The sequence below is a fragment of the Chengkuizengella sp. SCS-71B genome, from assembly GCF_040100845.1.
Classification (GTDB): Bacteria; Bacillota; Bacilli; order Paenibacillales; family KCTC-33759; genus Chengkuizengella.
In genome coordinates this window covers 255,687-268,414 of record NZ_JAZHSH010000001.1, presented here as the reverse complement: position 1 = coordinate 268,414, position 12,728 = coordinate 255,687, and the positions used below count along the sequence as shown (strand labels likewise).

Annotated in this window: 14 protein-coding genes; 11 read left to right on the top strand and 3 right to left on the bottom strand. The window is 34.1% G+C overall.

Annotated features, from left to right (window positions below):
- Nucleotides 1-44: 44 nt before the first annotated feature.
- The 6 genes from VQL36_RS01295 to VQL36_RS01270 all read left to right on the top strand — a co-directional run bounded on the left by VQL36_RS01295 (nt 45) and on the right by VQL36_RS01270 (nt 3,017).
- Nucleotides 45-476: a MarR family winged helix-turn-helix transcriptional regulator gene (locus tag VQL36_RS01295; protein WP_349247576.1), complete on the top strand. Its 432-nt coding sequence runs from the start codon at nt 45-47 to the stop codon at nt 474-476.
- 59 nt (nt 477-535) lie between these two features.
- A complete protein-coding gene (locus VQL36_RS01290) occupies nt 536-682 on the top strand; it encodes a nucleotidyltransferase substrate binding protein (protein WP_349247575.1) in 147 nt (48 codons plus the stop codon).
- Entirely contained in the window at nt 679-984 is a 306-nt protein-coding gene (locus VQL36_RS01285; protein WP_349247574.1) for a nucleotidyltransferase domain-containing protein, read from the top strand. The genes VQL36_RS01290 and VQL36_RS01285 overlap by 4 nt, the downstream gene beginning before the upstream one ends.
- A 127-nt stretch (nt 985-1,111) precedes the next feature.
- Nucleotides 1,112-2,257 (top strand): MFS transporter, encoded by a 1,146-nt coding sequence (locus VQL36_RS01280; RefSeq protein ID WP_349247573.1) that lies wholly within the window; start codon nt 1,112-1,114, stop codon nt 2,255-2,257.
- Between the two features lie 152 nt (nt 2,258-2,409).
- Nucleotides 2,410-2,691, top strand: coding sequence for an AbrB/MazE/SpoVT family DNA-binding domain-containing protein (locus tag VQL36_RS01275; RefSeq protein WP_349247572.1), 282 nt, complete (start codon nt 2,410-2,412; stop codon nt 2,689-2,691).
- Nucleotides 2,691-3,017: a type II toxin-antitoxin system PemK/MazF family toxin gene (locus VQL36_RS01270; RefSeq protein ID WP_349247571.1), complete on the top strand. Its 327-nt coding sequence runs from the start codon at nt 2,691-2,693 to the stop codon at nt 3,015-3,017. The genes VQL36_RS01275 and VQL36_RS01270 overlap by 1 nt, the downstream gene beginning before the upstream one ends.
- A gap of 175 nt (nt 3,018-3,192) precedes the next feature.
- Here the strand turns inward: VQL36_RS01270 and VQL36_RS01265 are convergent, their stop codons facing one another.
- The gene (locus tag VQL36_RS01265; RefSeq protein ID WP_349247570.1) at nt 3,193-3,795 is read right to left on the bottom strand and encodes a hypothetical protein; all 603 of its coding nucleotides are present in this window, start codon (nt 3,793-3,795) and stop codon (nt 3,193-3,195) included.
- A gap of 21 nt (nt 3,796-3,816) precedes the next feature.
- Nucleotides 3,817-4,323: a matrixin family metalloprotease gene (locus VQL36_RS01260; protein ID WP_349247569.1), complete on the bottom strand. Its 507-nt coding sequence runs from the start codon at nt 4,321-4,323 to the stop codon at nt 3,817-3,819.
- 418 nt (nt 4,324-4,741) lie between these two features.
- On the opposite strand from VQL36_RS01260, the gene hutU reads away from it, so the two are divergent.
- The 5 genes from hutU to hutH all read left to right on the top strand — a co-directional run bounded on the left by hutU (nt 4,742) and on the right by hutH (nt 11,162).
- A complete protein-coding gene (hutU, locus tag VQL36_RS01255) occupies nt 4,742-6,409 on the top strand; it encodes a urocanate hydratase (RefSeq protein ID WP_349247568.1) in 1,668 nt (555 codons plus the stop codon).
- Between the two features lie 6 nt (nt 6,410-6,415).
- The gene (gene hutI / locus VQL36_RS01250) at nt 6,416-7,684 is read left to right on the top strand and encodes an imidazolonepropionase (RefSeq protein ID WP_349247567.1); all 1,269 of its coding nucleotides are present in this window, start codon (nt 6,416-6,418) and stop codon (nt 7,682-7,684) included.
- Nucleotides 7,644-8,633 carry a formimidoylglutamase gene (hutG, locus tag VQL36_RS01245; protein WP_349247566.1) on the top strand — a complete coding sequence of 330 codons (990 nt, stop codon included), beginning with the start codon at nt 7,644-7,646 and terminating at the stop codon, nt 8,631-8,633. The genes hutI and hutG overlap by 41 nt, the downstream gene beginning before the upstream one ends.
- Before the next feature lie 167 nt (nt 8,634-8,800).
- Nucleotides 8,801-9,229: a hut operon transcriptional regulator HutP gene (gene hutP, locus VQL36_RS01240; protein WP_349247565.1), complete on the top strand. Its 429-nt coding sequence runs from the start codon at nt 8,801-8,803 to the stop codon at nt 9,227-9,229.
- Between the two features lie 382 nt (nt 9,230-9,611).
- Entirely contained in the window at nt 9,612-11,162 is a 1,551-nt protein-coding gene (hutH, locus tag VQL36_RS01235) for a histidine ammonia-lyase (RefSeq protein ID WP_349247564.1), read from the top strand.
- A 302-nt stretch (nt 11,163-11,464) separates the two neighbouring features.
- Here the strand turns inward: hutH and VQL36_RS01230 are convergent, their stop codons facing one another.
- Complete coding sequence (locus VQL36_RS01230; protein WP_349247563.1) at nt 11,465-12,271, bottom strand: CAP domain-containing protein; 807 nt, start codon at nt 12,269-12,271, stop codon at nt 11,465-11,467.
- Nucleotides 12,272-12,728 lie beyond the last annotated feature (457 nt).

Genomic DNA, 12,728 nt, shown 5'->3' with positions numbered 1-12,728 from the left:
TTTTGATAAATATTTTGCTATTGTACAACTAAGAGGTGAAAACGATGGAAAACAAAGCCCTTTTTAATAAACTAATTACTTTTACAAGCTCGGTTCTACGGGTGACAAACGAACTCAATAGAGACGTGAGGCCTGACATCGTTACACAAGTTCAATATGATATTCTTGATTTTATTTACGTAAGTAAACAACCAATTACGCTTAGCGAAATTAGTGATTGTATACGTATTTCTATGCCAAATGCAAGTAGAGAGATCAGAAAATTAGGGGATCTCTATTTAATTGAAAAAAAATCTGATGTTGAGGACCGTAGAAAGCAGTTCATTTCCCTTACTAAAGAAGGGGAAATGATGATGAAAAAAGTTTATAAGCAGATAGAGTTTAATTTTAAAAATCGAATGGAAGATGCTTCTGCAGAGGATTTAAAAGAGATTGAACGTGCTGTAGATAAACTTCAAACAAAATTATATTTTTGAGTAATTAAATTGATAGAAATATAATTAACTAATCTCTTTTGTAGGAGATAAGATCCAAATTGACTTGGATCGATATGTTGGATAAAAGGAATTTAATGGCTCACACATACAATGAAAAATATGCAGATGAAGCGGAACGATTAATAAAAGAACAGTACTACAACGTTCTAATAGAACTCCATAAGAAGCTTGAGGAAGAACTATGAAATATGGACTTGTTGAACTAGACTTAGAAGCGATTGTAAATACAATTTCTACTTTTGATGAAATTGAAAAAGCGACCCTATTTGGTTCTCGTGCAAAAGGAAATCATAAACCAGGTTCAGATATTGATATTGCTATTTATGGTGAAAAAATTAATATGCATATAATCACTAAACTGCATGCATTGTTAGAAGAACAAAGTCATATGCCATATTTTTTTGATGTAATTGACGGTACTCATCTTAACCATAACGACCTTAAAGATCACATAAATAGAGTTGGAAAAGTAATATATACAAAATGATTAAGGAGGATTATAACATGCATGAGATATGACTAATTTGAATCGTTTGAACTTATAGACAGAGAGCACCACCTTTAAATATGAGTATCTAAATTAGGTATTTATCATTTAAAGGAGTGTTAGATCGTTGGACAATCATAAGAATAAAAATATATCTCGTTTACTACTTTCTATTTTTATAGTTAGTATTTCAATTTCTTTTTTCCAAGTCACATATAAAAACTATATTGTTGAAGATTTCTTAGTTACAGCCTTTCAATTTGGAACCATCGATGCGATGAAAGAAATTCCGGGACTACTCGCTATATTCTTCATTTTAATTACAATCAGATTTAAAGAAAGAAACGTGCTCATTTTCTCTATCCTTTTAATCGCATTAGGGTTACTATTGTATTCTTTAGCCTCTGGTTTCTGGGGATTGATGGTATACACATTCATTTTTAGTACAGGTACGCACCTGTTTTTTATTTATAGAGATTATTTAATCACAGATTTAACGACGGAAGATAATCGATCCACAATCTTTGGTTATGTAGCAAGCTTAAGTGCAGGTGCAGGTTTATTGGGAATGTTTTTCATTTGGATTTTAAGTCAAAAATTCGAGACAAATATTATTCTCTTTATTGCACTACCTATCGCGTTGGTCTCAACATTTTTTGTGAAAAAATTAAATATGAACAAAGGTATGAGTAAAAAGCACAACAATTTATATTTAAGAAAGACATATTTTCCTTATTATCTTCTAATTACTTTGTCAGCTGCACGTGAGATGATATTTATTACGTTTGCTACACTTCTATTAATTGTTAAATTTGAAACCCCACTTTCAACAATGGTACTTTTATATAGTTTACACGGTGTCATAGCCGTATTAACACGTCCGTATATTGGAAAAGTGATAAAGAAGTTAGGGATTAGTAAAGCATTAGCTGTCAATTATATCATCGTAACCTTTATCTTTCTTGGTTATGCTTACATTGAACATATTTGGCTTATATATATTTTGTTTGTATTAGATGATGTTTTTGTTGGTTTTGACGATATTGGTATTTCTACTTATGTTGGGAAGTTGGTTCCTAGAGAAGATTTAAGTACTACACTGGCAGTTGGGAGTACCTTATCACATATAATTGCTGTAACCATCCCTATTGTAGGGTCTTTGATTTGGTTCATACTTGGGAGTACCATTCCATTTTTATTTGGTTGTATAGTCACTTTGTTCGCTGCTCTTGTTTCTTCTAGAATTAATAGACAAAAAATGAAAATCTATTAATTCAAATACAGAGTTAAAATAATATTTTAGGTGGTTACTCAAGATTATATTCAAGAATTTTATTTTATAAATACGGATTCCCTAATAATTGTAATACTTTCAAAAGCCAACGTATATACTAAGTGTATACGAAAATATTTGGGGGTGTTATAATGAAAAATAAAGAATATCAATCGAATGAAGGAGTGATTCGTGTGATAACGACTGTGCAAAAATGGGGTAATAGCCTTGCAGTTCGTATCCCTAAAAATATCGCTGAAAATATTTCAATAGAACAAGGTACAGAAATCGAAATGAGTGTTACTGAGAATCAAAATATAATTTTAAAGCAGAAAAAGAAAACACCTACATTAGAAGAACTTTTAGCGAAAATAACACCAGAAAACCGTCATGATGAAATAGACTTTGGAACGGAAGGGAATGAACTGATTTAATGTCATGTCCAGAACGAGGTGACCTTGTTTATGCTAATTTTAATCCACAAGCAGGACATGAACAAGCAGGCACACGACCAGGTATTGTTCTTTCTCCAAAAATATTTAATCAAGCCACAGGGTTTGCTATTATCTGCCCAATTACCAGTCATAAAAAGGGTTATCCCTTCGAAGTAGAATTGCCAACTGGCTTGGCTATTGAAGGAGTTATTTTAACAGATCAGGTGAAAAGTTTAGATTGGAAGGCTCGAAAATTTAAAATTAAAGAAGAAGCTCCAAAGCATATCGTTACTGATTGTTTGAATCTGATTCATAAATTTTTATAATCTAAACAGAACAAAAACTCCTATCGGAGTCTCTCGAAGAGGTAGCCGAATACTTCCAACTAACGATTCTGCCAAGTTATAAAAAGGAAGCTACAAGCATTTAACCTAATCGTTTTTATGCTTGTAGCTTCTTTAATTTATTCTCTGCTGCTCTCACTATTAAGGAATCATTATATTATATTTCGTGTTTAGATTTAAATCTCTTTCTATCACTTTTAAATTCATTTTTAAAAGCTTCTTTATACTCTTTATATTCTTTTGAGGAAAATATTTTGCTTTTACTCGTTTCATTTAAAACTGAGCTTGAGTTAGGGCCGGATACTAAAAGTGAACCATCTGGTTGAGCATAAGCTGAAATGATATAATACTTACCAGCTTGTAATAATTCATCCTCCTCATACAACACAATTGATTCTTGATCCTGACTTATTCCTCCTGCTTTTAAAATATCAAATTGCTTATCTCCCTTTAACTTACCTTTTATATTATCAACGACTTTAATAGAATATTTAGTATATGGGTCACTTACTTCCTTAAGCCCATTCTCTGTCTCAATAGTTACTGGATATTTGTATAAAGTTTCAACTTCTTCCATAACTTCAGCTACAAACACATAATCCGCATCACCTACAATTTGAGTTAAATCATTAACGTCTATACTAAAAGAACCTGTTAATTTAGTTACTGGTAAATCATTCATACTAGCTTCATTTAAGCTAGAACATGCACTTAAAATCAACGAGGGTAAAAGTATTAAAACAATTAATATCTTTCTCATAATCATTACACTTCCTTTCATTTAATATGTTAAGTAAGCTTCATCATATGATCTCTTATCAGTAGAGGACAATTTTGTAATTGAGACCTTACCCTGCCTCATAATATCTCTTCGACCAAAAGTATGTGCTAAACCTAAAGCGTGACCAAACTCATGTGTAGTTGTTTTGAGTCTCTCACCATTTGACATGTCAGCGTAATGATAATCATTAAATCTAATAATGCCATTAGAGCTAGTACTAGCAATAGTAGAACTTACTTGCATATAATCTGTTAAAAATACATCTTCTCTTTCAGCAGCTGTATCAGGTCTAATAATACCTGATTTATAATTTTCCCATAACTTCATAGCATTATTTATACTTGAAATATACTTACTATCGCTATTCCAATCCAAGTGTTTATTATTATCAACCAAATCCCACCCTAAAAGTGCAGCTTCACTAGAAGTATTAAATGATGATAAAGATACTACAAGTGCAATTACGATAATTCCTATCGTTCTAATCATACTTTTGAATCCTGCCATATGAAATTCCCTTCTTTCTAAATTAGATTTTATGTCTACTAATCACAGCTGATTTATTTATATATTTATCAATCCTCCCATCTCTAACAAAATTTCCGATAGTTTGTAATTATACATTCTGTTAATGTAAATTTTACCATAAATACCTTTATGAAGTATATATGTATTTTAATAGAGTGAAGAGTTTTAAAAATAGAAATTGAAAAATATATGTCTGTTAAAATATTTATTTTATAAAAATAATACAAATAACTAAAAATAGTCCATAATAATTAATATTTCTGGACTATTTTTGTAATTTAACCGCAATTTTACCACATCAATCTGAAGATTAATCCTTCCCAGTTTTTTGGTTATTCTATACGATAAATGTATAAATAAAAATGATAAAAGGTGAAAAAATGAAAGGATGATATTCATGTCAAAAACACATCAATCCATACGTGCTCCTAGAGGCAATCAGTTAAATACAAAAGGCTGGATTCAAGAAGCTGCACTTCGAATGTTGATGAACAATCTAGATCCTGAAGTCGCTGAAAAACCAGAAGAACTTGTTGTATATGGTGGTATAGGTAAAGCAGCAAGAAACTGGGAAAGTTATGATAAAATCGTAGAAACTTTACAAAAGCTCGAAAACGATGAAACATTATTAGTACAGTCAGGTAAACCAGTGGCAGTATTCAAATCACATGAAAATGCACCTCGTGTATTAATCGCCAACTCCAATCTTGTACCCGCCTGGGCAAATTGGGAGCATTTCCGAGAGCTTGATCAAAAAGGGCTAATGATGTACGGACAAATGACAGCTGGAAGCTGGATTTATATTGGAACTCAAGGCATTTTACAAGGGACATATGAAACGTTTGCAGAGGCTGCTAAACAACACTTCCAAAATTCATTAAAAGGCACTATTACAGTAACAGCTGGTTTAGGAGGTATGGGTGGTGCGCAGCCATTAGCAGTAACTATGAATGATGGTGTTGTCATAGCAATTGAAGTAGACAAAACTAGAATCCAACGCCGTATAGAAACAAAATACTGCGATGTCATGGTAGAGTCATTAGACGAAGCGATTGAGCTTGCATTAGATGCAAAACAAAATAAAAAACCTTTATCCATCGGTCTATTAGGGAATGCATCTGAAATCTTACCAGAGATGATAGAACGCAATTTCATCCCTGATTTAGTAACGGATCAAACTTCTTCACACGATCCTTTAAACGGGTACTTACCAGAAGGAATTACGCTTGAAGAAGGAGAAAAACTTCGTCAAGAAGATCCTGATCAGTACATCAGACTTGCCAAGTCTAGTATTAAAAACCACGTAGAAGCGATGGTACAACTCCAAGAAAAAGGCGCAATCGTTTTTGATTATGGCAATAACATTCGTCAAGTTGCATATGACGAAGGATTCGAAAATGCCTTTGCATTCCCTGGGTTTGTTCCTGCATTTATTCGTCCACAATTTTGTGAAGGAAAAGGTCCTTTCCGTTGGGCTGCATTATCTGGTGATCCAGAGGATATTTATAAACTAGACGAAGTTATTTTAAAAGAATTTAAAGAAAACGAACATTTATGCAAATGGATCAAAATGGCACGTGAAAAAGTAGCATTCCAAGGACTTCCTTCCCGCATTTGCTGGTTTGGTTATGGAGAAAGAGCTAAGTTTGGAAAAATCATTAATGACATGGTTGCATCCGGTGAATTATCAGCGCCTATCGTAATCGGTAGAGATCATTTAGATTGCGGTTCTGTTGCTTCCCCTAATCGTGAAACTGAAGATATGAAGGATGGAAGTGATGCAGTTGCAGATTGGCCAATTTTAAATGCACTGATTAATGGTGTAAATGGAGCCAGCTGGGTATCTGTTCACCACGGAGGTGGGGTAGGCATGGGTTATTCCATTCATGCAGGAATGGTTATCTTAGCAGACGGAACCAAAGAAGCAGAAGAGAGATTAGAACGTGTTCTTACCTCAGATCCTGGTATGGGGATTGCTAGACACGCAGACGCTGGTTATGACTTAGCGATCAAAACAGCCAAAGAAAAAGATGTTCACCTACCGATGTTAAAAAAAGAGGAGTGAGAACCAATGATCAACAATGCTGATTTATTGCTTACTAATATTGGACAATTATTAACGATGGATGATGGATTGAATAGAGCAAAAAGAGGGGAAGAAATGAGTAAACTACCTCTCATTGAAAATGGGGCTATAGCCATTACAGATGGAGAAATCTCCTTTATCGGTACTAGTGATGAAGCTAAATCCATCTTAGCTACAGAAGTGATCAATTGCGAAGGTAAACTGGTTACTCCTGGTTTAGTAGATCCACATACTCATCTTGTATTTGGCGGTTCACGTGAACATGAAATTTCTTTAAAACAACAAGGAGTTTCCTATCTAGATATATTAAAACAAGGCGGAGGTATTTTATCTACCGTTAGAGAAACCCGTAAAACCTCTGAGGAATCCCTTATAGATAAAGGACTCTTTCACTTAGATCGATTATTATCATACGGGATTACAACATTAGAAGCAAAAAGTGGTTACGGGTTAAATAAAGAAACAGAGCTAAAACAATTAAAAGTAATCCAAGAACTTCACAAACAACACGTTATGGATCTTGTTCCAACCTTTTTAGGTGCACATGCGATTCCAGAGGAATACAAACAAAATTCAGATGCATTTTTACAAGAAATGCTGGATTTATTACCACTACTTAAAGAACAGCAATTAGCTGAATTTGTTGATATTTTTTGTGAAACAGGCGTGTTTACAGTAGAACAATCGAAACAGTTTTTACTAAAAGCGAAAGAATCAGGCTTTCAAGTCAAAATCCATGCTGATGAAATAGATCCGCTTGGAGGTACGGAAATGGCAGCAGAAGTAGATGCCATCTCTGCTGAACATCTAGTTGGTGCCTCTGATTATGGAATTGAAAAATTAGCTGCATCAAACACGATTGCTGTATTGCTTCCGGGTACAACGTTCTATTTAGGAAAAGAACAATTTGCACGTGCAAGAGATATGATTGATCAAGGAGGATCTGTGACAATTTCAACTGATTTCAACCCAGGTAGTTCTCCAACTGAAAACATTCAATTCATCATGAACCTTGCCATGTTAAAGCTAAAAATGACACCAGAAGAAATATGGAATGCAGTGACAACAAACGCCGCTTATGCGATTAACAGAGGAAACAAAGCTGGAAAACTTGTAGTTGGACGTCAAGCAGATATCGTGCTTTGGGACGCAACAAATTATCATTATGTTCCATATCATTACGGTGTAAACCATGTCCAGCGTGTATTCAAAAATGGAAAAATGGTATACGAAAGAAGGAATTCGTGTGACTGAACAATTTCAATATTTAAAAAAAACAGGTAGCGCTAAATTTATAGATCGTGATATTAAAAAAGCAGCGGATTTATTAGAAAATTGGGATGGTAAACAAATTGAAGGGGCAGCGCTCATTGGTGCTCCTCTTTCTAAACCTTCAATTAGTCATTCAGGTGCATCCTTCACCCCTAACGTGATTCGCAATTTGTTACAGTCTTACACAACCTACGCAATTGATGAAAATATAGATTTAAACAACCCCATTGTGGACTGTGGGGATATTTATATGCATGTGACCGATCTTATCCAATCTCAGAATAGAATTAAAAAAACAATGGAAGAGTTATGCACAGCTAATCCACAAATGATACCTATTTTACTTGGTGGAGATCATTCCGTTAGTTACCCTAGTATTGAAGGCTTTGCACAAACTAAAGGAAAAGTGGGCATTATTCAATTTGATGCACATCATGATTTAAGAAACCTTGATGATGGTGGACCATCCAATGGAACTCCATTTCGAAGTTTAATTGAATCAGGGGTAATCAAGGGGGATCATCTAGTCCAAATTGGAATTCGCAATTTCTCTAATAGTCAGGTGTATCGTGATTATGCAAAGGAACAAGGAATTACAGTTTATACTATGCGAGATGTACTAAATCAGACCATTCAATCAATTATCCAAGACAGTATCAGGCAATTAAAAAACAAAGTGGATGTCATATACATTTCTGTCGATATAGATGTATTGGATCAAAGTTATGCTCCAGGTTGTCCAGCAATTGGACCTGGTGGAATGGATAGTCATACTTTACTAGAAGCCATTCGTTTGCTTGGTGAAGAAGAACTTGTTCAAGGCATGGATATCGTAGAGATTGACCCTACCTTGGATTTTCGCGATATGACTAGTCGAGTTGCTGTACATGTGATACTTTCATTTTTGTTAAGTAAATATCATAAAAAATGAAAGCCACTTGATCCATTATAATAACAACATAATTAGTAAATACTACTTATAAAGAGATAAACACATCAATCATAAAAATAAATTTGACACCATCATAATCAAACTCATACAATGATAGTAGTTAATAGTCATTAGAAAAAATTAATAAATTGAAAGTTGAGATAGAAATGTCTTTGCAATCAGACCATCTAATTGGTAAACATGCCATGCTTCTACTACTTTTAGAAGATGAGTGCAATATACCTGATTCTTGGAAAAGCTGTACAGGAAAAGTAGGGACAATGGATTCCCAAAAAATTGTTGCAGCTATTGAAACCGCCGCGAAAAACAATGGGATGATTGATGGTGATATTTATCGAGAAACACATGCTTTATACCATGCTATTATTGAAGCTTTACATGGAATTACTCGAGGTCAATTATCAATCGGGTCTGTGCTTAGAACTGTAGGTTTACGTTTTTCCATCGTGAGAGGAAATCCTTATGAGAAACAACAAGAGGGAGAATGGATTGCTGTAGCATTATATGGTACTATAGGTGCTCCGATTAAAGGACTTGAGCATGAAACAATGGGGCTAGGAATTAATCACATCTAGTAAGCACCCCAAAAAGTGAAGCATAGAACAAAAACTCCTATCGGAGTCTCTCGAGGAGGTAGCCGAATACTTCTTTACACTATCATAAATTAAATAATTAAAATGTAGATAGTATAAGGGCAGATTCTGCCTTCGTCTAGACTTGCCAATCATCGAGTTTTCTTTAAAGGTAGTTTTTGTTGAAACTTAGAATTTGAAATTTTATAAATTCTTAAGTTAAAAAAAAATACAATCGTTTGCCCATAGAAAATAGAGTAATTAGGGGGCTATATTTTTGAAATCAGCTTGATTTCATGATATAGTCCTTTTTTTATTTCACTTTACTTGAGTAAAGTGAAATAAAACCACTATTACACCTAAAATATGTGAGGAGGAAAGCATTATGATTACATTAACAGGAAATTCATTAACAATTGAAGAAATGAAAAAAGTTTTATATACAAATGAAAAAGTAATGGCTTCAGATAAAAGCATGGAAAAAGTAAAAGAAAGTCGCAAAGCAGTAGAAAAAATCGTGAAAGAAGAAAGAGTTATATATGGAATTACAACCGGATTTGGAAAATTTAGTGATGTCCTCATACAAAAGGAAGACGTTGAAAAACTACAGCTAAATTTAATTCGTTCTCACGCATGTGGTGTAGGTGAACCTTTCCCAGAACAAGTCAGTCGAATGATGACCTTATTGCGGGCAAATGCCTTACTGAAAGGATTTTCTGGTGTTCGTCCAGTTGTCATTGAGAGATTAATACAACTTGTGAATTCACAGATTCATCCTGTCATTCCACAACAGGGTTCATTGGGTGCAAGCGGCGACCTAGCACCACTTTCACACCTTGCTTTAGTATTAGTTGGAGAAGGTGAAGTTTTTTATAAAGGAAAACAAATGGAAGCCTTGAGTGCATTAAACCATGAAAATATAATGCCCATAACGTTGTCAGCAAAAGAAGGTTTAGCACTTATAAACGGTACACAAGCGATGACTGCCATGGGTATACTTGCCTATATAGAAGCTGAGGATTTAGCTTTACAAGCTGATCAAATAGCTTCATTAACCTTTGAAGCATTACAGGGTGTCATTGATGCCATGGATGAAGATATACATTTAGCTCGTGGTTATAAAGAACAAGTTGAAGTGGCAAAACGCATTAGAAAATACCTTGAAGGTAGTCAACTAGTTACTAGACAAGGTGAGATACGTGTACAAGATGCTTATTCACTTCGCTGCATCCCACAGGTACATGGTGCAACATGGCAAACCTTAAACTATGTAAAAGAAAAACTTGAGATCGAAATGAATGCAGTAACCGATAATCCACTTATTTTTGACGATGGGGAAAAGGTTCTTTCAGGCGGTAATTTTCACGGTCAACCGATTGCATTTGCCATGGACTTTTTAGGGATTGCTATAGCTGAAATTGCAAACATCTCAGAACGAAGAATTGAACGTCTTGTCAATCCACAATTAAATGATTTGCCTCCATTTTTAAGCCCTGAACCTGGTCTGCAATCTGGGGCGATGATTATGCAATATTGTGCAGCTTCTCTTGTATCTGAGAACAAAACGCTTGCACATCCAGCCAGTGTGGATTCTATTCCATCTTCAGCAAATCAAGAGGATCATGTTAGTATGGGAACCATAGGCTCAAGACATGCATACCAAATCATTCAAAATGTAAGGAAGGTCATTGCTATTGAAGCTATTTGTGCTATGCAAGCTTGTGAATTAAGAGGAGTAGAAAAAATGTCCAAAAGTACACGTTCAATATTAGAAGAAGGCAGAAAAATAACTCCATCAATAGTTCAAGACAGAGCATTTTCAAAAGATATTGAAGAAGTAGCTAAGTGGTTAGCTACTGATATGAATACTAATATGAACCGCGATAGCATTCAATCCGACTCTAAATTAAAAATAAATGCATTAAATTTGTCCTAAATAGTATTTAGAATCAAATTTAAATCCTCTCAACAAAAGTTTTTATTTAATTCCTTAAAGGGCTGTTCATACAGCCCTTTAATCTGTTCAGTAATTGAACACGGCTAACATTTTACACAAATATACTTAGAAAATTTGAAATTTAAGAATATAAAACACCGAATGGGAAATTATATTTATTATATGGAAAAGTTAAAAGGTCACCTTTCGGTGACCTGAAATTCACATCATGAGTCCGATTTCTATCTTTCGAAAAATCAGGCCCATGCCGTGATCATGCAATTAATATTTATAATTACTATTTATTTTCCAATAAACATTTGAGTCCAATAATTACCTTGTTCTACATAGCCAACACCGATATGAGTGTAGCTAGAGCTCAAAATATTTTTACGGTGACCGCTACTATTCATCCAAGCAGTTACTACTTCTTGTGGTGTTCTTTGACCATAAGCAATGTTTTCTCCAGCAGATCTGTAAGATACTCCAAAGCTTCTCATCATATCAAATGGTGAACCATAAGTTGGGCTTGTATGATCAAAGTATCCATTAGATTGCATGTCAGCAGACTTAATACGTGCAACCTCACTTAACTTCTCATCTACTTTCAATGCAGGCAAATTATGTTTAGCACGTTCTGCATTTGTTAAATCTACTACTTGTTGTTCATACGCACTTAACTTAGAAGGTTCTTCTTTACCAGGTTCATTTCCATTGTTAGGCGGTGGTGTTGGTTTTGATGGAGCTGGTTTTGATGGTGCTGGTTTTGGTTGCTCTTGTTTCGGTTGCTCTGGTTTTGGTTGCTCTGGTTTCGGTTGCTCTGGTTTCGGTTGCTCTGGTTTCGGTTGCTCTGGTTTCTGCTGCTCTGGTTTCGGTTTTACAATCTCACCGCACTTTTCTATCAATTTAGTGACATCTATTTTATACTGACTACCTACTTTAATCAGTAAACGCTCTATCATTTCATTGATATCACTTTGATTAAACTGATAATAATCCTCCTTATAAGTTTTACCTTGGATCTGACTAGCATCTGCAGAATTAATTCCTAAAGAAGAAACAAATAGTGCTGTAGCAGCTGCAATAGATAGAAACATTCCTTTTTTCATGATGATAAATTCCTCCTGGTTTTGGTTTGTTTTTTCTCTTGCACATTTACTATAACATACGTTTTTCAGGATACTAGAGGAGGAATCTTCCACCAATGAAAATAGTCATATATATTATAATCTATCTATTCATAGCAAACGTTAATATATCAAGGGTTAGCAAGCTATTAAATTGTTTTCTAATGCAAGCGATTTCAAACTAAAATCATATAAAATATGAAACTATTGGAAGAAATATAGGGTTGACATACTTAAATATGTAATAAATCTTATGAAAAATTTAATTTTCTTTTAATTTTCTTTTAATTTTCTTTTAATATTTTATTAGAGTTATTTTCATGTTATTTTAGTTTTTTTTACTAAAAACAGGCTGGGACATAAGTTGAAAACTAACTGATTTTTGCATAAAACGCATAAATAAAATCGCATGAAATCAAGGATTATTAAATTGATTTCA

What these genes read in the sequence shown, in the direction of transcription:
- VQL36_RS01295 (WP_349247576.1), top strand. Translation starts at nt 45, where the DNA reads ATGGAAAACAAAGCCCTTTTTAATAAACTAATTACTTTTACAAGCTCG.
- VQL36_RS01285 (WP_349247574.1), top strand. Translation starts at nt 679, where the DNA reads ATGAAATATGGACTTGTTGAACTAGACTTAGAAGCGATTGTAAATACA.
- VQL36_RS01275 (WP_349247572.1), top strand. Translation starts at nt 2,410, where the DNA reads ATGAAAAATAAAGAATATCAATCGAATGAAGGAGTGATTCGTGTGATA.
- VQL36_RS01270 (WP_349247571.1), top strand. Translation starts at nt 2,691, where the DNA reads ATGTCATGTCCAGAACGAGGTGACCTTGTTTATGCTAATTTTAATCCA.
- VQL36_RS01265 (WP_349247570.1), bottom strand. Translation starts at nt 3,795, where the DNA reads ATGAGAAAGATATTAATTGTTTTAATACTTTTACCCTCGTTGATTTTA.
- VQL36_RS01260 (WP_349247569.1), bottom strand. Translation starts at nt 4,323, where the DNA reads ATGGCAGGATTCAAAAGTATGATTAGAACGATAGGAATTATCGTAATT.
- hutU (WP_349247568.1), top strand. Translation starts at nt 4,742, where the DNA reads ATGTCAAAAACACATCAATCCATACGTGCTCCTAGAGGCAATCAGTTA.
- hutI (WP_349247567.1), top strand. Translation starts at nt 6,416, where the DNA reads ATGATCAACAATGCTGATTTATTGCTTACTAATATTGGACAATTATTA.
- hutG (WP_349247566.1), top strand. Translation starts at nt 7,644, where the DNA reads ATGGAAAAATGGTATACGAAAGAAGGAATTCGTGTGACTGAACAATTT.
- hutP (WP_349247565.1), top strand. Translation starts at nt 8,801, where the DNA reads ATGTCTTTGCAATCAGACCATCTAATTGGTAAACATGCCATGCTTCTA.
- hutH (WP_349247564.1), top strand. Translation starts at nt 9,612, where the DNA reads ATGATTACATTAACAGGAAATTCATTAACAATTGAAGAAATGAAAAAA.
- VQL36_RS01230 (WP_349247563.1), bottom strand. Translation starts at nt 12,271, where the DNA reads ATGAAAAAAGGAATGTTTCTATCTATTGCAGCTGCTACAGCACTATTT.